The sequence below is a fragment of the Arthrobacter alpinus genome (assembly GCF_001445575.1).
Classification (GTDB): domain Bacteria; phylum Actinomycetota; class Actinomycetes; order Actinomycetales; family Micrococcaceae; genus Specibacter; species Specibacter alpinus_C.
On record NZ_CP013200.1, the window covers coordinates 1,879,806 to 1,902,675 of the forward strand.

17 protein-coding genes, 2 tRNA genes and 3 pseudogenes are annotated in these 22,870 nt (G+C 61.7%); 12 read left to right on the forward strand and 10 right to left on the reverse strand.

From position 1 onward, the window contains the following. Nucleotides 1-411: 411 nt before the first annotated feature. From AS189_RS21220 to AS189_RS20665, 5 genes and pseudogenes are all read right to left on the reverse strand, one after another. A pseudogene (locus AS189_RS21220) lies at nucleotides 412-1,113 on the reverse strand (hypothetical protein); the annotation flags it as partial. A 252-nt stretch (nucleotides 1,114-1,365) separates the two neighbouring features. Next, a pseudogene (locus AS189_RS08285) lies at nucleotides 1,366-1,850 on the reverse strand (SRPBCC family protein). Beyond that, a complete protein-coding gene (locus tag AS189_RS08290; RefSeq protein ID WP_062287412.1) occupies nucleotides 1,847-2,212 on the reverse strand; it encodes an ArsR/SmtB family transcription factor in 366 nt (121 codons plus the stop codon). Before AS189_RS08290 ends, AS189_RS08285 begins: the two are co-directional and overlap by 4 nt. 168 nt (nucleotides 2,213-2,380) lie before the next feature. Continuing rightward, nucleotides 2,381-3,148, reverse strand: coding sequence for a helix-turn-helix domain-containing protein (locus tag AS189_RS20660; RefSeq protein ID WP_237760009.1), 768 nt, complete (start codon nucleotides 3,146-3,148; stop codon nucleotides 2,381-2,383). Further along, nucleotides 3,124-3,726, reverse strand: a complete 603-nt coding sequence (locus AS189_RS20665) for a hypothetical protein (protein WP_237760010.1) — start codon at nucleotides 3,724-3,726, stop codon at nucleotides 3,124-3,126. Before AS189_RS20665 ends, AS189_RS20660 begins: the two co-directional genes overlap by 25 nt. Nucleotides 3,727-3,942: 216 nt before the next feature. Here AS189_RS20665 and AS189_RS08300 point away from each other — a divergent pair, with 216 nt between their 5' ends. The 5 genes from AS189_RS08300 to AS189_RS08320 all read left to right on the forward strand — a co-directional run bounded on the left by AS189_RS08300 (nucleotide 3,943) and on the right by AS189_RS08320 (nucleotide 8,688). Beyond that, nucleotides 3,943-5,760 carry an NAD(P)/FAD-dependent oxidoreductase gene (locus AS189_RS08300; RefSeq protein WP_062287415.1) on the forward strand — a complete coding sequence of 606 codons (1,818 nt, stop codon included), beginning with the start codon at nucleotides 3,943-3,945 and terminating at the stop codon, nucleotides 5,758-5,760. Between the two features lie 262 nt (nucleotides 5,761-6,022). Further along, nucleotides 6,023-7,522 (forward strand): glutamate--tRNA ligase, encoded by a 1,500-nt coding sequence (gene gltX, locus AS189_RS08305; RefSeq protein WP_062293257.1) that lies wholly within the window; start codon nucleotides 6,023-6,025, stop codon nucleotides 7,520-7,522. Nucleotides 7,523-7,527: 5 nt separating this feature from the next. After that, nucleotides 7,528-8,322, forward strand: a complete 795-nt coding sequence (locus tag AS189_RS08310) for an HAD family hydrolase (protein ID WP_082634165.1) — start codon at nucleotides 7,528-7,530, stop codon at nucleotides 8,320-8,322. Between the two features lie 129 nt (nucleotides 8,323-8,451). After that, nucleotides 8,452-8,523: transfer RNA gene (locus AS189_RS08315), tRNA-Gln, on the forward strand. A 92-nt stretch (nucleotides 8,524-8,615) separates the two neighbouring features. Beyond that, nucleotides 8,616-8,688: transfer RNA gene (locus AS189_RS08320), tRNA-Glu, on the forward strand. Nucleotides 8,689-8,822: 134 nt separating this feature from the next. On the opposite strand, the gene AS189_RS08325 is transcribed toward AS189_RS08320, so the two are convergent. Both AS189_RS08325 and AS189_RS08330 read right to left on the reverse strand, forming a co-directional pair. Further along, on the reverse strand, nucleotides 8,823-9,521 hold the full coding sequence (locus tag AS189_RS08325; protein WP_062287419.1) for a hypothetical protein: 699 nt from the start codon (nucleotides 9,519-9,521) through the stop codon (nucleotides 8,823-8,825). Continuing rightward, nucleotides 9,518-10,198, reverse strand: coding sequence for a hypothetical protein (locus AS189_RS08330; protein WP_062287422.1), 681 nt, complete (start codon nucleotides 10,196-10,198; stop codon nucleotides 9,518-9,520). Before AS189_RS08330 ends, AS189_RS08325 begins: the two co-directional genes overlap by 4 nt. A gap of 131 nt (nucleotides 10,199-10,329) precedes the next feature. Here AS189_RS08330 and AS189_RS08335 point away from each other — a divergent pair, with 131 nt between their 5' ends. The 4 genes from AS189_RS08335 to AS189_RS08350 all read left to right on the forward strand — a co-directional run bounded on the left by AS189_RS08335 (nucleotide 10,330) and on the right by AS189_RS08350 (nucleotide 16,098). Next, nucleotides 10,330-11,895 carry a helix-turn-helix transcriptional regulator gene (locus AS189_RS08335; RefSeq protein ID WP_129587199.1) on the forward strand — a complete coding sequence of 522 codons (1,566 nt, stop codon included), beginning with the start codon at nucleotides 10,330-10,332 and terminating at the stop codon, nucleotides 11,893-11,895. 262 nt (nucleotides 11,896-12,157) lie between these two features. Then, nucleotides 12,158-12,481 (forward strand): DUF4234 domain-containing protein, encoded by a 324-nt coding sequence (locus AS189_RS08340; RefSeq protein ID WP_062287428.1) that lies wholly within the window; start codon nucleotides 12,158-12,160, stop codon nucleotides 12,479-12,481. Nucleotides 12,482-12,649: 168 nt separating this feature from the next. Further along, nucleotides 12,650-14,491: a dynamin family protein gene (locus AS189_RS08345; protein WP_082634166.1), complete on the forward strand. Its 1,842-nt coding sequence runs from the start codon at nucleotides 12,650-12,652 to the stop codon at nucleotides 14,489-14,491. Next, nucleotides 14,488-16,098 carry a GTPase gene (locus AS189_RS08350; RefSeq protein WP_062287431.1) on the forward strand — a complete coding sequence of 537 codons (1,611 nt, stop codon included), beginning with the start codon at nucleotides 14,488-14,490 and terminating at the stop codon, nucleotides 16,096-16,098. Before AS189_RS08345 ends, AS189_RS08350 begins: the two co-directional genes overlap by 4 nt. A 19-nt stretch (nucleotides 16,099-16,117) precedes the next feature. On the opposite strand, the pseudogene AS189_RS19355 reads toward AS189_RS08350, so the two are convergent. Together AS189_RS19355 and AS189_RS08355 are read right to left on the reverse strand one after the other, a co-directional pair. After that, nucleotides 16,118-16,649 (reverse strand): annotated as a pseudogene (locus tag AS189_RS19355) (DUF1697 domain-containing protein). A 157-nt stretch (nucleotides 16,650-16,806) separates the two neighbouring features. Then, nucleotides 16,807-17,526, reverse strand: a complete 720-nt coding sequence (locus tag AS189_RS08355; protein ID WP_062287434.1) for an IclR family transcriptional regulator — start codon at nucleotides 17,524-17,526, stop codon at nucleotides 16,807-16,809. A gap of 200 nt (nucleotides 17,527-17,726) precedes the next feature. Here AS189_RS08355 and leuC point away from each other — a divergent pair, with 200 nt between their 5' ends. Continuing rightward, a complete protein-coding gene (leuC, locus tag AS189_RS08360; RefSeq protein WP_062293260.1) occupies nucleotides 17,727-19,199 on the forward strand; it encodes a 3-isopropylmalate dehydratase large subunit in 1,473 nt (490 codons plus the stop codon). A 12-nt stretch (nucleotides 19,200-19,211) separates the two neighbouring features. Then, nucleotides 19,212-19,811, forward strand: coding sequence for a 3-isopropylmalate dehydratase small subunit (leuD, locus tag AS189_RS08365; protein ID WP_062287437.1), 600 nt, complete (start codon nucleotides 19,212-19,214; stop codon nucleotides 19,809-19,811). A gap of 69 nt (nucleotides 19,812-19,880) precedes the next feature. On the opposite strand, the gene AS189_RS08370 is transcribed toward leuD, so the two are convergent. Next, nucleotides 19,881-21,116, reverse strand: coding sequence for a S1C family serine protease (locus AS189_RS08370; protein ID WP_062287440.1), 1,236 nt, complete (start codon nucleotides 21,114-21,116; stop codon nucleotides 19,881-19,883). Between the two features lie 400 nt (nucleotides 21,117-21,516). On the opposite strand from AS189_RS08370, the gene murA reads away from it, so the two are divergent. Next, on the forward strand, nucleotides 21,517-22,854 hold the full coding sequence (gene murA / locus AS189_RS08375) for a UDP-N-acetylglucosamine 1-carboxyvinyltransferase (RefSeq protein ID WP_062287443.1): 1,338 nt from the start codon (nucleotides 21,517-21,519) through the stop codon (nucleotides 22,852-22,854). The last annotated feature ends 16 nt before the right edge of the window (nucleotides 22,855-22,870 follow it).

The window sequence follows — 22,870 nt, forward strand, 5'->3', positions numbered from 1 at the left end:
ACTGCCCTGTGCAGCCTGAATACCGCCGGCCTCCAGCTGCTTCAGCTGATCCAGAATCAGACCGAGAGGAATGACCGGTGTGGTTTCGGCGGTTTCGCGAAGCTTGGTCAGGCCCTCCTGAAGTGCGGCGAGACCCTCGGCTGGCGCCCCGCTGGCGGATCCGTGACCAGCCAATTGAGTTGCACCGGCGGCCAGTTGATTCGCACCGTCGGCCAGATTCTGCGGTTCATTCCCGCTGGCCGATGCGGTGAGTGCAGCCGAGAGCTGCGCTGCCCCGGCTTCCAATCCCTGTGCACCAGTGCTTAGCTGCTGGGCACCGGCGTCGACCTTTGCTGCTCCTGCGCCGAGGGCTGCTGCTCCGGTTGCGGCGGTGGCCGCACCCGTGCTGAGCTGCGTCGCTCCGGTATTGAGCTTGGCGGCCCCTGCTGAGAGTTCGCCTGCGCCTTTGTCCACGGCACCAATGCCCGGGGCCAACTGGGTCTTGACTCCGTCGGCCAGGGTGGCCGCGCCTGCCTGCAGTTCCTTGGAACCGGCAAACAATGCCTGGGCACCGGTGTTGGCGGCGAACACTCCCGGGGCTAGCTGATTCTTGACACCGTCTGCAATGGTCGTTGCTCCGGTGCTCAGTTGGGATCCACCAGCGGTCAGCTGGTCGGCGCCGTCATCCACGGCATAGACGCCGGGGGCCAGCTTGTTGCGTACGTCGGTGGCAGTTTTTGCGGCTCCAGTGGACAATGCCGAGGCGCCGTCGTTGGCGCTGACTAGTCCGGGGGCCAGCTTGTCTGCAATTCCTTGCTTGAGCGTCGTTGCTCCGCCGGAAAGTTTATTGGCCCCTGCGCTGGCATCCGTGGCACCTTTTGCGGCGGTGGCGGCACCCTTGGACAGTGCCGCAGCACCCTCGTCCAAGTCGGTGGCCCCGTCTTGGAGCTTGTTGGCCCCGGCAGCAGTGAGTTTGGTGCCATCGTGCAGCTGTGAGGCTCCATTGGCAATTTTGGTGGTGGTCAAGGCGAAGAACATGATCAGCCCGATGATCAAGAGGCCAAGAATTGCGTGGGCTACGTAATGTTTTCTGTTGGACCTGTGCAATGGCGGGCCTGTAGTGCTGCGAGACATAAGCAGTTCCTCACTGTTGTTGGCTAGGTGTGACGCAGCTAACACGTTAAGCTACTGACGAGTAACTTACATGAGGGGGCGGTGATTAAGTCAACCGTTATGCAAATGTGACCTAAATTTGCTTGCGCCCTGCTGACGCAAAAATGATCCCGATTCCGCTTTCGGAGCCCGGAATACTGGCGTCCGAAAGCGGAATCGGGATCATTTTGCATCAAGTGGAGGGAACGAACCCGGGTGCCCTCTCCTGAACTGTCATTCGGCCAAAATGGCGTCAATTTGGCCCATGGCCTCGCGCATTCCTTCCTCCATGCCCATGGCGATCATCTTCTCCATTTGCTCCTCGGATGCGAACGTCGTTTCCACGCTCATCCGGGTTCGACCGCCGAGATCTTCTAGTGTGACGGTCATGGTTGCGGCGCCCATCTCTGCTACGCGATCCCCGTTGTCGTCGGCAAAGCCGTCCTCCAAAACCAGGCGGGTCGGGGCCGTGATGGTAGTAAACTCCACCAGCCTCGCCCCTTCGATCCGTCTGGTCCGGTCATGTAGTAGGCGGCCTGCCCGCCTGGTTCAAAATCGAACTGTTCGAACGTTGCTGGCCATGTGGGCGGACCCCACCAGCGTTCCAGCTGGCGTGGATCCTCCCAGATCTGCCAGACGCGTTCGACGGCGGCGGCGAACTCCGACGTGATGCGCAGGGTGAGGTTCTCTGTGCTTTTGGTGGTGTCGGTGACTGTCATGGGACTTCCTTTCCTTGTGATTCATCCGGGGCTTCTTCGGCCAGGATGTCTGCAATCCGATCGACGCGCTGCCGCCAGATTGCCTCATAGTTATCGAGTAGGCGCTGTGCCTTGCGCAAGCCGTCGTGATTGGCGCGCACCACCTGCTCCCTTCCGCGTTTCTCCTTGGTGATGAGGGAAGCCCGTTCCAGTACGGCCACATGCTTTTGGACCGCTGCGAAACTCATGGCGTAGTAGCGGGCTAGCCCGGAAACCGAATACTCGGCAAGAGTCACCTTGTGCACAATGTCTCTACGCGTGGTGTCGGCCAAGGCCTGAAACACGCGGTCCATTTCTGATTCACTGAGCTGATCTACAACCATTTGGTTGTAGATTACTCCCGAGGAAATGCTCCCGTCAAGGGGTTCTTCATGCCGAAAACTGACGGTACTGCTCAGGTGTGGACGGGCGCGGAAATCATGGGCAGGCGTGGGCAGACGCCGTCAAGGAATCCGATGCTAGAGGGATGCAAGAGAAGAGCCAGCGCGCGGCTAGAGCAGGGCGTCATCCAGTCGACGAGCGCGGGCAGCGAAGGCGGCGACCTGTGGAACCGCACCCACCAGCGCCTGGAGAGCGGCGACGGCTTCCGTGTCCGCGGCACCCATGTCGGAAGCCAGCCACTGGGACAGCGCCGCACTAGAGGAATCTGTGAGTAGTGCCGTCCGGACAGCGGCGTTGAGTTCCTCCCGCAGCAGCTCAAGGGCTCTCGCGGTGGAGCGGCTCAAGAGCGGGGCGCGGTACCTTGCTAGTGCCTGGGGTGCGTTTCCGCAGCGGAGTGCCGCCAACACCTGGTTCGCGTCGACGAGGGCCCGCACCGGATCAGCTAGTTGGTACGGGTTGGAGGAGATGGCCGAACCCAGCACAGTCCGGAGCCGGTGCATTTCAATGCGCACAGTAGCTGCCGTCCCGGTCTCCCCATAGAGCTCGTACGCAAGCTCGTCGGCACTGAATCCCTCCTGGCGGGAACACAGCAGCGCCAGAATCTCCGCCCGCCGCAACGTCAGCGGCACCCGCCGGCCATCCGCGTGCACCACCGCTGGCCGCTCGCCGAGCAGTTCAATGCCAGCTATTGCTCCCACTGGTTCATGGCCGACGCCGGACCCGTCACCTTGGGTGCCCAGCCCGCCCCCAGCTGCTGCCGTGGGGCCGCGACCGGCCGCTGTTCTGCCGAGAATTTCCTCTGCGGCCCGGACGGCACACCGGACCATGCGCAAAGAATCCGGCGTCAGCGTTGTCAGGGGTCCGGATACATCCAGCACCCGAGGAGTTCTCCTGTCAGGGGGTGTCGAATCGGGGCGGCCGTGCACGCCCAGTCGTGATGCGTGCGCACCAAATGCTCGGCTGAAAACAGTTGTCCGGCAGAACCGGTGCGCAAAACCTCGCTAATGGCGTTGGTGCCGATCCCGGACTCGGACCAGTCGGCACCCTCGGTGAATTCCAAGGAATCAGCCTGGGTCAGGGCGTTCCGGCCGCCGATACGCCACAACACCTCACCGGCGGCGTCGGTGATGATCAGCAGTTGCCTGCCGCCGTCGGAATCATCTCCCAGTAGTTCCGTAAGGGCTGGGATTGCGGGGGAGAGGATGTGTTCCCGGCGCAGAGCGCGGACTTCTGAGGGTTCGCGTACATGGCGGGGACTGTGCTGGTCGGGGCTGATGCCCAGGGCGAGGGAGCGTCGCCACGATTCCTGGATGTCGGTGGTAATCTCGGCCCTCTCTGCTCCGCCGATGACGTCCTCATGGGCGTGCCGGAGCATGCGCGAATACATGACAGGGTCGCTGAAGCGAAGCGCCGAGGTGGCGCCTGTGCCTGCAGTGCCGGAAGACACCTCGACCATGCATTTTCCCTTCAGGCGGCCATCCCGTGCCGTGAATCTTGTTGTGCCGCGAACGGCGGTGTGCCGTGCAAGCCTCTCATTCAACGTCTCAGGAGACGTTACAGACGCGTGCAACGTCCCTGCAACCCCACGGGAGCTTTACTTGTGAGATCAGTCACGTTACAACAGCTTACGCTCTCCATCGTGGGGAGCAGAGCAGCGGACAAGGGAGTCGGCATGTCACCCAGCACCACAGAAGAAGCAAGCAGCACTACACCCACCGGCATTGTCACGGAGTGGCTCCAGGCGCTTGATGAGGCCTTGACCTCCCGGGACGTGTCAGCGGCAACGGCACTTTTCGCCGACGACTGTTATTGGCGCGACTTTGTTGCTTTCACCTGGAACCTGAAAACCTTTGAAGGCCGGGAGCAGATCGGGGCCATGCTCACCGACCGGCTGGATCATGTGGCCCCCACCGGGTGGGTGCTCGCAGAGGATGCCACGGGGGATGCCGAAAATACGGAAGCCTGGATCAACTTTGAAACGGGTGCCGCCAATGGCTACGGGCACCTGCGCCTGAAGGACGGAAAGTGCTGGACGCTGCTGACCACCATGCAGGAGCTAAAGGGGTTTGAGGAGAAGAAGGGCCGGAACCGTGACAGGGGCGTGGATCATGAGATCACTCGCGGCCGCAAATCCTGGCTCGAACGCAAGGAAGAAAGCGAGGACCGGCTGGGCTACGACGAGCAGCCCAACACCCTCATCATCGGCGGCGGGCAGGGCGGGATTGGGCTGGCCGCACGCCTTCGCCGTCAGGGCGTGCCAACCATCGTGGTGGAAAAGAACGCCAGAGCCGGGGATTCCTGGCGTAAGCGTTACAAGTCCCTGCACCTGCACGACCCGGTCTGGTATGACCACCTGCCCTACCTCAAGTTCCCCGATGACTGGCCCGTGTTTGCCTCCAAGGACAAGGTCGGTGACTGGTTGGAGTACTACACCGCCATCATGGAACTCAATTACTGGTCTGGTACGGAGGCCGTCAAGGCCGCTTATGACGAGGCCGCCGGAGAGTGGGTGGTTGAGGTGAAGCGCGACGGCGTTCCCGTCACCTTGCGCCCCAAGCAGCTCGTGTTTGCGCTCGGTGTGTCCGGCTACCCTAACGTTCCCCACTTCGAGGGCGCGGAAACCTTCTTGGGACAGCAGTACCACTCGTCGCAGCACGCCGGGGGTGGTGACTGGACGGGAAAGAAGGCGGTTGTCATTGGTTCCAATAACTCTGCCCATGACATTTGCGCGGATTTGTGGGAGCACGGGGCAGAAGTCACCATGGTCCAGCGTTCCTCCACTCACATTTCCCGCAGCGAATCGCTCATGGATCTGGGATTGGGCGGACTCTATTCGGAGGAGGCGCTCGCCAACGGGGTCACCACGGAAAAAGCCGATCTGCTCTTCGCCTCGTTGCCGTACCGCATTCTGCCGGAGGCTCAGAAACCCATCTATGCCGAAATGGCCATCCGGGATAAGGGCTTCTACGATGATCTGGCGGCCGCCGGCTTCGACCTGGACTTTGGTGAGGACGGCTCTGGCCTGTTCGTGAAGTACCTACGGCGCGGCTCCGGCTACTACATTGACGTTGGTGCCTCTCAACTCGTCATTGATGGGCGGGTCAAGCTTGCTACGGGGCAGGTGGAGAAGCTGACGGGCAACGCCGTTGTCATGGATGACGGGACCGAGCTTGAGGCGGACCTGATCGTCTACGCCACCGGCTACGGTTCCATGAATGGCTGGCTGTCGGACCTTGTCTCGCCTGAGGTGGCAAATGCGGTGGGCAAATGCTGGGGCTACGGCTCGGACACCAAGCGTGACCCCGGTCCCTGGGAAGGGGAGCTGCGCAACATGTGGAAGCCCACCAATGTGGACAACCTCTGGATCCACGGCGGCAACTTGCACCAGAGCCGGCACTACTCCAACTACCTGGCCCTCCAATTGAAAGCCCGGATGGAGGGACTGAACACCCCGGTCTACCAGCGGCAGGCCTCACACCACACCCACTGACCGCTCGGCGCGCCTGAAAAACCGCCAGGCCCGCCGGCAAAACTTCCCGGACCGCCGGGCAAAAACGACCCGCAGCAGTGGTTCGAAAAATCCTGACTCCCGGTGATTTTTGAACCCCTGCTGCGGGTACTTTTGTGCCCAGATTTCTGTCCAGATTTGTACTCAGAAGCGGACTGTGGCCGGGCACGGCACCTAGGTGAGGGGATCCGGCGTCGTCCGCGATTCAGGCGAGGTGGCCATGGCAGCTAAACTGGATTCCATCATGACTAATGTTGCCTCGATCCCCACTGTCACCGCTGAAACCCCCGTCCGGGTAAGGTTTTGCCCGTCGCCCACTGGAACGCCCCACGTTGGGTTGATCCGCACGGCCCTGTTCAACTGGGCCTACGCCCGCCACACCGGCGGCAAGTTGATTTTCCGCATCGAGGACACCGATGCCAAGCGCGACAGCGAGGAAAGTTACCTGCAGCTGCTCGACGCCCTGAAGTGGCTCGGCATCACCTGGGACGAAGGTGTTGAGGTTGGTGGCCCGCACGAGCCGTACCGCCAGTCGCAGCGTGGGGACATCTACAAGGACGTCATCGCCAAGCTGGTTGCCGGCGGGCACGCTTATGAGTCCTATTCCACACCCGAAGAGGTCGAAGATCGTCACAAGGCTGCCGGCCGGGACGTTAAGCTTGGATACGACAACTTTGACCGTGACCTCACCGAAGAGCAGATTGCTGTTTTCAAGGCCGAGGGCCGTGCACCGGCGCTGCGCTTGCGTATGCCGGACCGCGATATCACGTTCAACGATTTGGTCCGGGGCGAGATCACCTTTAAGGCAGGATCAGTCCCGGACTACGCAATTGTCCGCCCCAACGGTGCGCCGTTGTACACGCTGGTGAACCCTGTCGATGATGCCCTCATGGGCGTCACTCACGTGTTGCGCGGCGAGGATCTGCTCTCTTCCACTCCCCGTCAGGTTGCCTTGTATGAGGCCCTGTATGCGGTGGGTGTTGCCGAGTACATGCCGTTGTTCGGCCACCTGCCCTACGTTATGGGTGCCGGCAACAAGAAGCTCTCCAAGCGCGATCCCGAATCCAGTCTGTTCCTGCACCGTGACCGCGGTTTCATTCCCGAGGGCCTGCTGAACTACCTGTCTCTGCTGGGCTGGTCACTCTCCGCCGATGAGGACATTTTCACCGTGGCGCAGCTCGTGGAGAAGTTTGATATCCACGACGTTCTGGGTAACCCGGCGCGCTTCGACATCAAGAAGGCTGAAGCCATCAACGGCACCCACGTGCGCATGCTCGAGGCCACCGACTTCCGCAACCGCCTGATCCCGTACCTGCAGGCTGCCGGCCTGGTGGGGGATGTGTTGACGCCGCGCGAGGAGGAAATCCTCACCGAGGCTGCCCCTCTGGTCCAGGAACGCATCATCTTGCTGGGCGAGGCTCCTGAGATGATTGCTTTCCTTTTCAAGAAGGACGACGCCGTCGATGTCGCCGAGGATTCCCTCAAGGGCATGCCGGAGAACCTGACCGAGGTCCTGGATGCTGCCTTGGCAGCCCTTTCGCCCCTTGAAGACTGGAGTGCCGAGTCCATTCAGGCCGCGCTGAAGTCTGCACTGGTGGAGGGCCTTGGCATCAAGCCGCGCTTCGCGTTCGGCCCTGTCCGCACGGCGCTGTCCGGGCGCAAGGTTTCACCCCCGCTGTTCGAGTCCATGGTGATCCTGGGCAAGGAATCCTCGTTGACCCGCCTGCGCGCGTTCAAGGGCTAATCGCTTTGCCGCTTAGTGCACCACAAAACACCGTTGACTTCGCCCCTTTTGCTGGGCGGGTCAGCGGTGTTTTGTTTGATATCGATGAAACCCTTGTGGACCTTGTGGCGGCCATGAAGGACGCCATGGTGTTTGCCTCCTCGGCACTGCTGCCCGGTTTCACTGCTGCTGGGTGGGATGACTTTTCGGCGTTGTATATGGCTGATCCGCAGCGCTACTACGATCGCTACGTGGCCGGCGAGTTCACGTTGCATGAGCAGCGTGGTCTGCGGGCGCAGGTGGTCTTCGGCAAGTTGGGCGTGGTCTTTTCTGCGCAAGCGGAGGCGCAGTGGATTACGGACTTTGAAGCGGCCCAGCCACGCTCCATCCGAGCTTTCGCGGATGTGGTGCCGCTACTGGATGCTCTGGACGCCGCTGGCATCCCCTATGGCGCCGTCAGTAACAACGTGCACGCCTATCAGCGCGCCAAGCTGAATCAGGCGGGCCTGGCACGCGTTGCTGTCCTGGTGGGCATCGACACAGTGGGCGTGGCTAAGCCGGACCCCGCGATTTTCCTGGAAGGGTGCCGTCAGCTTGGCACTGTTCCGGGTCAGACGCTGTATGTGGGGGATAACTACCTGCTCGACGGCGTTGCTTCCATCCGTGCGGGCCTGTCCGGCGTGTGGCTGAACCGGGAGTCTATGCCGGAGCCCCAAGCGCCGGGCGCCGAATCGGCTGAGCTGGAGCGCATTCAGGTGGTGGTGACGCTGGATGAAATAGGTGACCTTTTGGGACTGTCAGCAGCCGCAGATAGTCTGTGACGCACGACTCAGCCAAAAACAGCGTTCTCGTTTTGGTGTTCAGCAAAACCTCAGGTATAGTTTTATCCCGGCGCGAGGGCCGCTGAAAGGCCGGGGAAACCCGGGCGATTCACGGCAGAACGTAGCCATTGGGATATGGTGTAATTGGCAACACATCGGTTTCTGGTACCGACATTCTAGGTTCGAGTCCTGGTATCCCAGCGCTTATTATATAAGCTGCTTTTCGGTTGGCATGCGAGTAGTTCTTCAAGTATTATTCTTGAGGTTCGGAAGCAAAAAATCGGATGTATTAGGGCCCCATCGTATAGCGGCCTAGTACGCTGCCCTCTCACGGCGGTAACGCGGGTTCGAATCCCGCTGGGGTCACAAGCAAGGCCGGAAACCTACGGGTTTCCGGCCTTTTTGCTTTAAAGGCCGTCTCGTCGCTTTGGCCGCTAACCCCTAACCCCTAACCCCTAACCCCTAACCCCTATGCGGGCCCTCTATTGCCAGAAGATCCACTACGCCCTCTGTCGCCGCTCCGGATCAACCCTTCGGCCTGTTGTGTGATCGTATACGGTTGCACCGACTGTCCCAACTGGAGTTGCTGCGGGCGCATGTGGTCTATTGTCAACCGCTTCCTGCCTAATATTTGACGCCTCCGGCAGCGCGTTCACCGCCGGCCGCAGGGGGATGTTTGCCGCCAATGCAAGAACGGCCAAGAGTGCAAAGAAGTGTAATGCAACCATGGCGCCCCGAGGGGTTGTGACGGCCAAGTCCCCACCGCCGATGGACCAAGAAGAGAGGGACCACAAGGGGACGATGGAAAGGGCCATCCCACTACAGAGCACTCGGAGCCATACATGTCCGCGCCCGGACATGGCATAAGCACCGGCCAGACCAATCGCCGTGACGGCAATGGCGCCGCCGCCCATCCCCGTGGTCACAAGGGTTTGGACAGCCCCTGGCATGGCCAGGGCACCAACTGGCAGCAAGAGGGGAGCCAAAGCCAGTTTTCGCCAGTGACGCCGCCCGCCGTCGCGACGAAGCACCTCCGCCCATCCCAGTAGTGAGCCGACAACCACGGCCGGGGCCACAAGGGCACCCAAGGTCCCCATCCAGGTGTACGTGGACTCAACACCGGCCAACTCAGACATGTAGGCGCGCAGGCCCCCTGCCCAGGCCAGCCCGCCCACTGCGCCGATCACGATGAGCCTCATGACTGCGCTACGTTTTCACTATTTATTGCCTCGGATTCCTGCAGTACAGAAGTGTCGCCGCGCCAAAGGATCCACCCCAGCAGGGCGAACAGGAGCATCCATCCACCAAGCGCGATCCGTCCGACGAAGCTCGGGCCCATCAGGGCTGGCAACACCGGAACAAACACGTAAATCCCGAGCACCAGGGGCAGTATCCTCTTAGTGCCGGACCAGGCGCCACTCTTGATGACTCCAATCCCGCCAACTACCAAGGCAGCACCGATGGCGATTGACAGGATGCCGTAGGCGGTCAGAACCGCCGTATTCAACGGATCACCCGTGACGGTGTCCGCAGCTGCAATGGCAATAAATTCCAGAACTGCCAGACCCAGCATTGATGCTGTTGACATCCGCAGGCCGGCGCGTGCAAGTCTCGAACTGCCTACGGCCGGGGTCCAGAGCAAGGCTACGAGGAGTGCTGCAAGGATGAAGTGCTGCAATCCGAAAAACAGCTGGATCATGGTGAACCCCATGCCATTGAATGGGTAACTAAACACCTCGGCGGGCACAGTGGGCGGGTAATAGATCAGCAGGGCAGCAGAGGCTACCCCGGCAAGCGCGGCCCAGAATCCGGCTGCACCAATGAGCCGGATGGTATTGACTCCCACGCGGTAACTGCTGGCATTAGACGTGGACATGAGATTTTCCTTTGTTCAATCCTGCTCTTTGCGGCTCCGTCGCCGTATGCCTCCATGCTGATCGAGTCCGGCCGTCAGGACATCCGTGGAACCACCTATTGCACCACCTACTTCCGGTATACGCTGAGCTCATGTTCATCTGGAGTGATGCAGTGGCACCCGAACTCAGGCACGCACTTCACGCAGCCCATGTAGCAACGGCGCACCGCGACCACCCAAGGGCCTGTGCCCATTTGGAAACGGCACTTCAGCTGTTTGTCCAAGATCCGGCCTCCCCCATCCGTGAACTGGATTTGATTCTGGAATTGGCCCGCAGCCGCTTCCGTGCCGGCAACATCGCATCTTCATGGGCGGCCGGCAACACCGTGGCGGATATTGCTCGCGAGAGCGGTGACGGGCTCGCTATGGCTGATGCCGCCGTCGTCCTTCATGGCATCATGGCCCCGGACGTTCAAGCCCAAGTACATGCCCTGTGTATTGAGGCCCTGGCGCTGGTGGGTAACAAGGACCCGCTGCGGCACAACCGGCTACGCTCCCAGCTGGCAGCAACAAGCAGCATCTGGGTGGGCGAGAGCTACTTTGACCTTTCTCCGGACTCAGCAGTACCTTTCCTAAGCCCCGAAGACCCCGAAGGCGCATTTCTCGCGTTGCTGGCCGCTCATGCCCAATATCTTGGTTGCGCGCATGTCAGGGACCGGCTTGAACTTGCCGACGCGGCTGTGGCGCTGGGGAGGCAGGAGGGAAACGACGAGTATCATGCGTGGGGACTGCTCTGGCGCATCGAGGCGCTGCTTCAATTGGGGCAGCTGGTGGAGGTTAGCGCCGAGTTTTTGGTGCTCACCAGCGTTGCCGAACGCCTCCGCGAAGTTCTGTGGAGCTGCAGGATTGAACTTCTCCACGGTGTCCTGCTCCATTTAGAGGGCAAGTACGACGAAGCTCTGGTTCACACAGAGCGGGCCAGAGAAATCAGTCAGAACAGCGGAGATGAAGCTGTTGCCTTTGTCCACCTGGTCATGAGCATCAGCATTGCCATAGTGACAGGGGAAGGACTGGCGTTGGCCGAGGAGGCCGTGCGTCACCGTTTGGATGGCCTGCCATATTCTGCCAAAGGATGGCTCGTGGCGGTCCTGGCTGCCAGTGGAAAAAATGAGGAGGCCAAGGCGCTGTGGAAAGCCGTGGCTCCCCATATCCATGAGTTTCCCCGACGCGCACCGGAATGGATTATTGCAAACGCCACCAATGCCCAGATGTGTGTGCAGTTCCGGGACCACGCCACAGCGGAAATCCTGTACCTTGAGCTGCTGCCGTTCGAAGGACTGCTGGCCTCGGCCGATGCCCAAACCCCGTCCTCGGCACCTGTGGCCCACTATCTGGGACTTTTGGCGCGGTTGCTCGGAAAGACAGCGGCAGCAGAGCAGCATTTCCATAATGCACTCCAGTTGGCTGAAAGCATCAACGCCGCTCCATTCGCCGCGCTGGCCCGCCAGGAACTCGCCAGGCCAGGGACTGGGGAGCGTTCCTTGTCAAATCGGGAAGCGGAGATCACTGCCTTCGTGGCCACCGGCCAGACTAACCGGTCAATCGCACAAGCGCTGTTCCTCTCTGAACGCACGGTGGAACACCATGTGAGCAATATTTTGCGCAAGTTGGAACTACCTTCGCGTTCTGCAATTGCCGCTTGGCAGGCATCCCAGTAATGGCCGTGAGACGAACGGCGGCTCTCCCCAGGTGAGTCGCCGCCGTCGACCATTAACAGGTGGGGTGTCTTGACGATGGTGAAAGAACCGAAGGAGCTGTGACGGCGCGTGCTGCCAACTTCGCCGCCGGATCCCCGCTTTCGTCGCTAGGAAATATGGCGGATGCTGTGAGGACTTATTTGCCGGGCTGCCGCGCACACCTGCTTAGAATGTCCTCTGATTGTTCCCGCCACCCCGGCTTTGCCCGATCAAAGAATTCCCCATGAAACGCCGCAGTCCTGCCGCCCCCTTGCTTCTTCCCTTCAATACCTTCGGAATCTACTCGATCGTTTGGTACGTCAAGACCAAGATCGAAATGAATGCTCGTGGCGCAGGCATCCCCACCGCATGGCTGTTGCTGGTGCCGATTGCGGACACCTGGTGGGTGTGGCGATTCGCGGTTGGTGTGGAGGGAGTGTCAGGGATGAGCAGGCATGGCGCGTTCTGGCTCTTATTGCTGCTGGGTCCCATTGGCGCTGCCGTAGTGCAGAGCAGCCTGAATACTTCCGCTGTTGGCGGCGGTACACGGCTGAAGGCCGTCTACTAGGCCCAACAGGGAACCTCCGGCCCCACAATGCCCCCGACTCGTTAGATCGGGGGCATTGTCGTGCCAAGAAACCTTCCAGCAGTGCCGAGCCGCCACTGATACAACCCTCGGCACAACAATTCCGCACCGGAACACCGCCAATGTGCCGAGTTTAGGCGCCGGGCTGGCATGATAAGGCTTGTGAACCCCACCGATTCGAGTTACCCCGGCAGCGACCGCGCCAGCCATGCAGCTGGCAACGGAGCCGGCGCTACGCAGCAAGATGCCGCCGTCGAGCTTCTTGAGCAGGTACGCACAGAGCTTGCCACACTGACGTTGCCCCTAGTGCTGCCCGGCGCGGAGGAAGCCCGCACCACAGCCGCCAACGCCCTCGGCCAGCTGGATGACTACATCCTGCCGCGTTGGCGCAGCTTGGACGCCCCACTGTTGGCAGTGGTGGGCGGCTCCACGGGCGCGGGAAAATCAACGCTCGTCAACGCCTTGGTAGGCCACCCCGTCACACGGTCCGGCGCCATTCGCCCCACCACGCGCCAGCCCATCTTGCTCCACCACCCGCAGGATGCGGACTGGTTCACCTCCAACCGGGTGTTGCCCACCTTGAGCAGGGTGCACGGTGAGCTGGTCAAGGCGAACACTCCGGCCTCGCGCGCCGGCGCCGCCCCGGACGCGGGCGCCATGACGTCCCTGGTCCTCGTTGCAGATCAGGCCGTGCCGCAAGGCGTGGCGATCCTTGATGCTCCAGATGTGGACTCAATTTCCGATGACAACCGCCAACTGGCAGGGCAACTCCTGGCCGCCGCGGATCTCTGGCTCTTCGTCACCACCGCTAACCGGTACGCCGATGCCGTGCCGTGGAAACTCCTCCTGGACGCCGCCTCGCGCGACATCACTGTGGCCATCATCTTGGACCGTGTCCCGCCCGGCGCCGAGCAGGAAATCGCTGATGATCTCCACGCCATGCTGAACCGCGAGGGGCTTGCCGGCGCGCAACTATTCGTGGTTCCCGAGGCCACTCTCAACCAGCTCGGCATGCTCCCGCCGGAGTCTGTGCAGCCCATCAACGCCTGGCTGGCCAACATCAGTGAGGACGCCACCGGCCGCGCGGAGATTGTCCGGCGCACCCTCAACGGCACCGTGCGTTCCCTCTCGGAGCGGCTCACCGTTCTCGCCCAAGCTGTTCAGGACCAGCACGATGCCGGCAACCAGTTGGGCGAAGACGTCCAGGCTGCCTTCGCAGACGCCGCGACGAGGATCGGCCAGTCCACCAGCGACGGCACCCTCCTGCGCGGAGAAGTACTGGCGCGCTGGCAAGATTTTGTGGGAACCGGTGAATTCTTCCGGGCCTTGGAAAGCAATATTGGCCGCTTCCGCGACAGGATCGGGGCGTTCTTCAAGGGCCAGCCGCCACCCGCAGTCAAGGTTGAATCAGCCATTGAAACCGGGCTGCAGGCGGTCATCGTTGATCAAGCCGCCCGCGCAGCCGAGGACGCAGATCAGCGCTGGCGGGCAGATCCCGCCGGCCGCCAGCTCCTGGGGCTCGATGACCTCTCAGGGGTCACCGCAGATTTCCCGGCAGAAGTGGCCGCAGAGATCCGGGCCTGGCAAGGTGAAGTGCTGGCGCTCATCCGTTCTGAAGGCGCAGCCAAACGCTCCCAAGCCCGCTGGCTGTCCTTCGGCGTCAACGGGCTCGGGGTCATCCTCATGATCGTGGTCTTTTCTTTCACTGGGGGACTGACGGGAGCCGAGGTGGGCATCGCAGGAGGTACCGCCGTCGTGGGTCAAAAACTGCTTGAAGCCATCTTCGGCGAGGATGCTGTGCGCCGGCTGGCCAAGGAGGCCAAAACCGCTCTCGAGAAGCGTTGCGCCAGCCTCCTGGACGGTCAGCAACAGCGATTCTTGGACAGGCTCGCTCCGGCGCAGGCCGATGCGAAGCGCCTTGATGAGCTCGCTACGCGCCTAGGAAGCCTAGGAAGCCTTGGAAAGCTCGGCACGCAAGGAGGCAAGGCATGAGCCGTCACCGCGAAAGTCGCGCCGAATCCACGCTGGACCGCCAGCTGGCCGCCCTGAATGTTGCCCGCGAATTGGGCGAGGGACGTCTGGACGACGCCACACTTGAGAACGTCTACGGTGTCCTGGAACGCGCCACATCCCGCCGTTCGCTGAGCGCCGATCACACGGTGGTGGGCTTCTTCGGGGCCACCGGCAGCGGGAAGTCCTCGCTGTTCAACGCGGTCTCTGGCGCGGATGCCGCCCGGGTTGCCGTGCGCCGGCCCACCACCAGCGAGCCGCTCGCCATGATCTGGGGGATGGAGGGCAGCGCGCCACTGCTGGACTGGTTGGAGATCGCCGACCGCCGCGAGGGTCAGGCCGTTAACGGTCTGATGGACGACGCCGGAGGGTTGGTCCTGCTGGATCTGCCGGATTTCGATTCGGTCCAGTTGAGCAACAGAGCCATTGTGGAACGCTTGGCCGGGCAGGTGGATGTCTTGGTGTGGGTCTTGGATCCGCAAAAGTACGCCGATGCCGCCATTCACAACGATTTCATCCGGGCCTTCTCAACCCACGCAGACGTGACACTGGTGGTCCTTAACCAGATCGACAAGCTGGATCCCGCCGAGGTCAAACCGGTACTGGAATCGCTGGCGTCCATTCTGGATCGGGATGGGCTCCCCAACGTGAAAATCTCTGGTGTCTCGGCAACCACGGGCCAAGGCGTCCCGGAGTTGCGTGCCAGGATTGCCACCGTGGTCAGGGCCAAGGCCGCCAAATCTGCACGGCTTGCCGCGGACGTTGCCGTGGCCGGTCAACGCCTGACGGAGGCCGCCGGTGATGGCGAAGCCGCCGGGGTTCACCAGCAGGATCGCAAGGCGCTGGCCGCCGGTTTAGCCAAGGCCGCCCACGTGGAAAATGTGGTTTCTGCAGTCCGTGCCTCGTACAAGCTGGATGCCACCAAGCAGACCGGCTGGCCGGTGACGCGCTGGATTTCACGCTTCCGGAAAGATCCGCTGCGGCGCCTGAGCTTGCGCCGCGAGGGTTCCGCCGAGGTAAACCGGACGTCGTTGCCTTCGGCAGGGGCGGCCGAACAAGCCCAGCTGGATTCAAGCGTTCGCGACTTCGCCGATGCCGCCAGTGCTGGGGCTTCCGGGCCGTGGCGGGCATCCATCCGGGCCGCCGCACGCAGCAACCGCGCCGAGCTGCCCGACGCGCTGGACCAAGCCGTTGCCGGGACCGATCTCAAAGCCAACACCCGTGCATGGTGGTGGCCGGTGTTCGCCGTGATTCAGTGGCTGGCGCTGCTGGTGGCTGTGGGTGGATTGGTCTGGCTGGGCGTTCTCGCCGCTCTGGGCTACTTCCAGATGCCTGTTCCGGAGGTGCCCAAGGTGGAGGGCTGGCCGTTACCCACGCTGATGGTGCTGGCTGGGGTGGTGCTGGGTATTTTCCTGGCCATCACTAGCAAGTTCCTGGCGGCTGCAGGGGCTGGCGGCAGGGCGTCTGCTGCCCGGAGACGGCTGCGTGAGAGCGTTGCGCTCACCAGTGAGACGCTTGTGGTGGACCCCACGGAAGCCGAGATTGCGCACTTCCGGGCGTTCCAGCAAGCTCTGGCCGACACCCGCTAAACCCTGGGGCGGTTTCGTTTTAGGCGAGCATGGTGTCGCGGCACTTGATGAGGGTGCGTAGGTTGCGGGTGGTGGTTGTACTTTTGTAGCGCGGCTTGGCGGAAAGCTTGCTGAAGGGTTGTCCAGAGTGCCCCCGGCCGCGGCTGGCCAAGCGAGTGCTTCGGGGCTGAGCCTGGCCAGTTCGACGCCGGGAATCTCACCGCCGTGCCGCGCCAACTCATCCAAGGTGGCAGGGTCTGAGGAGAGCGTGACATAGCTGTGGGTGGAGGCGTCGTCGGCTGGGTAAGGGCAGGCCTCGATGATGGCTTCCAGTGTGGGCAGGTCGATGACCACCACCCACGCGTCGTAGCCGAAGCGCGCACGCAGCAGCGTCTCCACCATGGTTTTCAGTTCCCCTGCGGTGACCTCGGCGGAGCAGACAACGTTTCCTGAGGCCAGCAGCGTCCGGGGCTTGGTCAGGGGAGGACGGCCAGTGCTGCGCGGAGGTCGGCCATTTTTAAATTGATGCCTCCAACATTGATCCCGCGAAGGAAAACAGCATATTTGGTCATGCGCAAACACTACCCGAGACCGGGCTCACAGGCCGAAGACTATGAAGCTGCGGACGGTTAACGCCAAACGGTGCGCCACTCCAGGAGTGGCGCACCGTTTGAACGTAATGGAACGCAGGCGTCGCGGGGAAAAACAGCTAGGCCTGGCTCAATGTGGCTACACAGCGCTCTTGCGCAGCGCCTCGGTCAGAATGCGGGATGCATTGCACACGATCTCGGCGTGCAAACGGCCCGGCTGGCGGGTCAGGCGCTCAATGGGGCCGGAGATGGAAACAGCGGCAATGACCCGGCCGGAGGGGCCACGCACCGGGGCTGATACCGAGGCGACCCCGGGCTCACGCTCGCCGAGGGACTGACCCCACCCACGGCGTCGCACGCCGGCCAGAACGGTGGGGGTGAAGCGCGCATTGTGCAGGCCCTCCAGCAAACGCTCGTGGTCTTCCCATGCGAGCAGCACCTGTGCGGCGGAACCGGCCTTCATGGTCAGCTGCGTGCCCACAGGAATGGTGTCGCGCAGACCAATGGGCCGCTCGGCGGAGGCCACACAGACGCGAGAATCTCCTTGGCGGCGGAAAATCTGGGCACTTTCACCGGTAGAGTCCCGCAATTGCAGCAGGACGGGGCCGGCGGCAGCAATGAGCCGGTCTTCGCCAGCCGCCGAAGCCAGTTCAACGAGGCGGCTGCCGAGCACAAAACGGCCCTGCATGTCGCGGCTGACCAGCCGGTGATGTACCAAGGCTAGTGCCAACCGGTGCACTGTGGGCCGGGCCAAACCGGTGGCTGCAACAAGCTGTGCCAGGGTTGTGGGGCCAGCTTCCAGTGCATCAAGCACAAGAGCCGCTTTGTCAATGACGCCAACGCCACTAGAATTGTCCATGTAATGATATTACCGTCTCATTATGTGAGATGCCAATCGAAGAATTGGCTTCCTCGCAGAGGGGGCTGGAACAGTGGAGTTATACAAACCACCGAGCAAGGGTCCTGGCGCTAATTCTACGTCCGAATTCCATGCTCAACAGATGAAGGGAGCTGGCCGTGACCGAGGCAAATACACCCGTTGCACACGACTCAGCACAGGTGCCGACGGTTTCGACATCGACTCCGCGTAAGGCTGCGAAGACGCTGGCGGAAAAGGTCTGGCGCGACCACGTTGTCAAGCAAGGCGAAGGCGACGGCGACGCTGCCCAGCCGGACCTTCTGTACATCGACCTTCACCTGATCCACGAGGTCACCTCACCGCAGGCCTTCGAGGGTCTGCGCCTGGCGGGCCGGCCGCTGCGCCGCCCGGATCTGACCATCGCCACGGAGGATCACAACACTCCCACGCTAGCCATTGACAAGCCGATCGCCGATCTCACCAGCCGCACCCAGATCCAGACCCTGCGCAATAACTGCGCCGAGTTCGGTGTGCGTCTGCATTCCCTGGGCGACGCCGAGCAGGGGATCGTTCACGTGGTGGGCCCGCAGCTGGGTCTAACTCAGCCGGGCATGACGGTTGTCTGCGGCGACTCCCACACCTCAACTCACGGAGCCGTGGGTGCTTTGGCGTTTGGCATTGGTACTTCTGAAGTGGAACACGTCATGGCGACCCAGACGTTGCCGCTGAAGCCGTTCAAGACCATGGCCATTAACGTTGAAGGTACGCTGCGCTCCGGTGTCACCTCTAAGGACATCATCTTAGCTGTCATTGCCAAGATCGGTACCGGTGGTGGCCAGGGTTACGTGTTGGAATACCGCGGTTCCGCGATCCGGGCCCTGTCTATGGATGCCCGCATGACCGTGTGCAACATGTCCATCGAGGCCGGCGCCCGTGCAGGCATGATCGCCCCCGATGAGATCACCTTCGAGTACCTGAAGGGCCGAGCCCACGCACCTGTCGGTCAGGACTGGGATAACGCTGTTAAGTACTGGAAGTCATTGACCACCGAGGACGACGCCGAATTTGACGCCGAGGTCTTCCTCGACGCCAACACGCTGGAGCCGTTCGTTACCTGGGGTACTAACCCGGGCCAAGGTGTTTCCCTGAGCGAAAACGTTCCCAACCCGGAGGACTTTGGCGATGAAAACGCCAGGGCCGCAGCCGAACGCGCACTGGCCTACATGGATCTGGAAGCCGGCACACCCATGAAGGACATCCGTGTTGACACGGTATTCCTGGGCTCCTGCACCAACTCCCGCATCGAAGATTTGCGCGTCGCTGCTGACATCATCCGTGGCCGCGAAAAGGATCCGAACATCCGCATGCTGGTGGTTCCCGGCTCCGCCCGCGTCCGTCTGGAAGCTGAAGCTGAAGGCCTGGACAAGGTGTTCATTGACTTCGGTGCGGAGTGGCGCTTCGCAGGCTGCTCCATGTGCCTGGGCATGAACCCGGATCAGCTGGAACCCGGCGAGCGGTGCGCCTCCACCTCAAACCGCAACTTTGAAGGCCGGCAGGGCAAGGGAGGCCGCACACACCTGGTCTCTCCCGTTGTGGCAGCTGCTACCGCTATTCGCGGAACCCTCAGCTCGCCGTCGGACCTGTCACCTGTTGCCGCAAGCACCGTAGCGTAAGGAGCTCACACCATGGAAAAGTTTTCCTCCCACACCGGTACCGGTGTCCCGCTGCGCCAAAGCAACGTTGACACCGACCAGATCATCCCCGCCGTCTACCTGAAGCGGATCACCCGTACCGGCTTCGAGGACGCCCTGTTCTCCAGCTGGCGCAAGGACCCGGAATTCATCCTGAACCAGGAGCCGTACTCGGCCGGTTCGGTATTGGTGGCCGGTGCCGATTTTGGCACGGGTTCCTCGCGCGAGCACGCTGTTTGGGCGCTGAAGGACTACGGCTTCAAGGCTGTGCTGTCCTCACGGTTCGCCGATATTTTCCGCGGCAACTCGGGCAAGCAGGGTCTGGTGGCCGCTGAGGTTGCCCAGGATGACATTGAGTTGATCTGGAAGGTCTTAGAAAATGCTCCGGGCACCGAGGTGACCGTTGACCTCGTGTCCAAGATGGTCACCGCTGGCACCGTTGTGGCGCCGTTCCAGATTGACGACTACACGCGTTGGCGCCTGCTCGAAGGCCTGGATGACATTGGCCTGACGCTGCGTGACGAGCCGGCCATTACTGCTTTCGAGGCCACGCGCCCGGCGTACAAGCCTTTGACGCTGCCGGTGAAGGTCTAACCCAAGCCGCGTAGCGAAAGCCGGTCCGTCCCAGAGCAGGGGAGGGCCGGCTTTTTTATGTCTGCCTGTTCAGCAGGGCTCCGCGGGAGCGGTGGTGTCGACGTTGGAGATTTCCCACCAGGCGATCGACCACTCCATGGTGTATTTCATGTGCCAGACGGTGCAACTCTGCAGGCCATCGACTGACTGGGCAGGGTCTTGGGAGGTTCGCAGGCTTGCATTCGCCACGATGGAGCCGTCACCTGTGCTCGCAATGGAGGCGATGTCGATTCTCTGCCAGTACGAGGTATCCAGGTCCTTGCTCCATTCGAGGTATCCGTGCTGCTCCGCTTGGGCTAGGGGCGTGAATATGTTGTAGGCCATTTGGTATGCACCGCTGTTGATGGCTTGGCCGTGAATCAGCAGGCTCTGGGCCACCTGAATGCCGCGCTCATCAGGGGTTTCCACCTTGACGGTGATTTGATTGTTTGTTGCCACTCCGGTGTTGTCGCACCTTGCCAGGGACACCGGAGCAGGGGTCTGCCACCACGAAGCGACAACTTTCGCAGCTGAAGCGCCTGAGCTGACATAGTTGGTGCCCTGGAAGGATTGTTTGTACACCTGCCCGTTGGCCAGGACACCCGTGCGCGTTGACCTGACAATGCCGACCACGTTTCCGTCGATTGAAACCACAGGGCCGCCACTATTGCCGCCGTTGATTGCTGCGGCCGTCTGCAAGATGTGCCCGGTTCCGTCAAACGCAGGGCCGTTTTGGACGTTTAGTGCGCTGATCGCCCCTGTGACCGCAGTGAAGTTCTCGCCCTGGGGAAACCCAAGAACACCAATGGAGGTGCCCTCTGGCGGGTCCTCGACGGCGAACGTGAAGTTGTGGCCTGTGATGGGAGCCGCAGTTTCAAGGAGCGCCACATCTTCGGCTTTATTCATGCCCTGGATTGTTGCAGTTACCACCTGTCCATTGATTCCCACGGTGATCCCGGCGACCCCTTCGACCACGTGCGCGGCGGTGACTATGTGTGTGTCATCCACTTGAAAGCCGCTGCCAACGGAAGCGAAGTCACAACCGGTGACAGAAACGCGGGCCACGCCGGGCCGAAGGCTGCGAAAGGTTTCAGGCCACGAAGGAGGTGGAGCTGCTGATGTTGTCGGCTCCGCGGGGGTCGAGACCTGCCCTTGAGAGGAGCCCCCGGATCCGGGTGCGGAATGCGTGAGCGTGTCTGCAATATCGCATCCGGTGCCGAGCACCATGATGGCCGAGAGGACAATAACCGTTCCACTGCGCCAGCACCTGGCTTGCGGGACATTCATGACAGCCTGCCTTCGAAACTCTCAAGTTCCCCGGACTGCCCCAGCAGCACCGGAAAGGTTCGCCAGTAGGAGAGACCAGATCCGAAAGTCCCGGCAGTCGCGAAACCGACGAGGCTAGGCCCATCATAGACACGTGGGTGGGCACTGCGTCCTGATTTCCCGCAAGATTACGCGTCAGCTCCGTTTCAGGCCTCCGGCCGGGCCGGAAGACCGGGCGAGTTGCCCACCAAACCCCAGCGTTTTACGCATTTTCACCCCGAGAAACTATGCTTGACTGAGGCCCGGACCAAACCGGGGAAGCCCCGGCATGAAATGGCGTGTATCGGGAGGCGCTGGGCGGGCCACGGGACAACCCCGCACGCCAACAGGCGCACAGCATGTAGCAGAGGATTAGGTGGCAATGAGCAGAATTCTGACGGTCCGAGGCGGTGTTCCGCTCAAGGGACGTGTCCAGGTACGTGGAGCCAAGAACTTGGTCCCCAAGGCCATGGTGGCTGCATTGCTGGGAAATTCCCCGTCAACGCTGCGCAATGTGCCTGAAATCAAGGACGTTGAAGTTGTCACCTCTTTGCTGCAGCTTCACGGCATCACGGTTGAGAAGGATTCGCTCACCGGAGACCTGACCATGGATCCGGCCAATGCCAAGAAGGCATCCAGCGCCGAAATCAACACCCATGCCGGAGATTCCCGTATCCCGATCCTGTTGTGCGGACCCCTGATCCACTCGATCGGACACGCCTTCATTCCGGATCTGGGCGGTTGCAAGATCGGTGACCGTCCCATCGATTACCACCTTGACGTCCTGCGCAAGTTTGGCGCCGTCGTTGAGAAGACAGGCGGCGGCATCTCCATCACCGCGCCCAACGGCCTCAAGGGCACCAAGATTTCCCTCCCGTATCCCAGCGTGGGTGCTACGGAACAGGTACTGCTGTCCGCAACCCGGGCCGAAGGCATCACCGAACTCTCCGGTGCCGCCACTGAGCCGGAAATCATTGACTTGATCGCCATCCTGCAAAAAATGGGTGCCATCATCTCCGTCCAGACGGACCGAACCATCCGGATTGAGGGCGTCACAGAACTCACCGGCTACGATCACACAGCACTGCCTGACCGCAACGAATCAGCCTCCTGGGCCTCGGCGGCACTGGTCACCGGTGGTGACATTTACGTTGAAGGCGCCAGCCAGCGTGACATGATGACGTTCGTGAACACCTTCCGCAAAATTGGCGGTGGCATGGACATTCAGGACGACGGCATCCGCTTCTTCCACAAAGGCGGAGCCCTGAAGCCGCTGGTTCTGGAGACAGACGTTCACCCCGGGTTCATGACTGACTGGCAGCAGCCGCTCGTAGTAGCACTGACGCAGGCCGAGGGCGTCTCAATTGTCCACGAAACCGTGTATGAAAACCGCTTCGGTTTCACCAATGCGCTGACCCGGATGGGCGCTAACATTCAGCTCCACCGCGAGTGCTTGGGCAGCATCCCTTGCCGTTTTGGGCAGCGGAACTTCATTCACTCTGCTGTCATTTCAGGGTCCACGCCGCTGAAGGGCGCCAACATCAACGTCCCCGATCTGCGCGGCGGCTTCAGCCACATGATCGCTGCCCTCGCGGCAGAGGGCACCTCCACCGTGACGGGCATTGACGTCATCAGCCGCGGCTACGAGCGCTTTACCGCCAAGCTGCAGGGACTCGGCGCCGACTTCGACGTGCACGATTCCACGAAGTTCGTAGGCTAGAGACCATGACCGCTGA

Bases quoted from the DNA above. Each gene is read 5' to 3' on its own strand.
- AS189_RS08335 (WP_129587199.1), top strand. From the start codon at position 10,330: ATGTTCATCTGGAGTGATGCAGTGGCACCCGAACTCAGGCACGCACTT.
- AS189_RS08325 (WP_062287419.1), bottom strand. From the start codon at position 9,521: ATGAGGCTCATCGTGATCGGCGCAGTGGGCGGGCTGGCCTGGGCAGGG.
- AS189_RS08350 (WP_062287431.1), top strand. From the start codon at position 14,488: ATGAGCCGTCACCGCGAAAGTCGCGCCGAATCCACGCTGGACCGCCAG.
- AS189_RS08330 (WP_062287422.1), bottom strand. From the start codon at position 10,198: ATGTCCACGTCTAATGCCAGCAGTTACCGCGTGGGAGTCAATACCATC.
- AS189_RS20665 (WP_237760010.1), bottom strand. From the start codon at position 3,726: ATGGTCGAGGTGTCTTCCGGCACTGCAGGCACAGGCGCCACCTCGGCG.
- AS189_RS08345 (WP_082634166.1), top strand. From the start codon at position 12,650: ATGATAAGGCTTGTGAACCCCACCGATTCGAGTTACCCCGGCAGCGAC.
- AS189_RS08340 (WP_062287428.1), top strand. From the start codon at position 12,158: ATGAAACGCCGCAGTCCTGCCGCCCCCTTGCTTCTTCCCTTCAATACC.
- AS189_RS08370 (WP_062287440.1), bottom strand. From the start codon at position 21,116: ATGAATGTCCCGCAAGCCAGGTGCTGGCGCAGTGGAACGGTTATTGTC.
- gltX (WP_062293257.1), top strand. From the start codon at position 6,023: ATGACTAATGTTGCCTCGATCCCCACTGTCACCGCTGAAACCCCCGTC.
- AS189_RS08300 (WP_062287415.1), top strand. From the start codon at position 3,943: ATGTCACCCAGCACCACAGAAGAAGCAAGCAGCACTACACCCACCGGC.
- AS189_RS08355 (WP_062287434.1), bottom strand. From the start codon at position 17,526: ATGGACAATTCTAGTGGCGTTGGCGTCATTGACAAAGCGGCTCTTGTG.
- leuD (WP_062287437.1), top strand. From the start codon at position 19,212: ATGGAAAAGTTTTCCTCCCACACCGGTACCGGTGTCCCGCTGCGCCAA.
- murA (WP_062287443.1), top strand. From the start codon at position 21,517: ATGAGCAGAATTCTGACGGTCCGAGGCGGTGTTCCGCTCAAGGGACGT.
- AS189_RS08290 (WP_062287412.1), bottom strand. From the start codon at position 2,212: ATGGTTGTAGATCAGCTCAGTGAATCAGAAATGGACCGCGTGTTTCAG.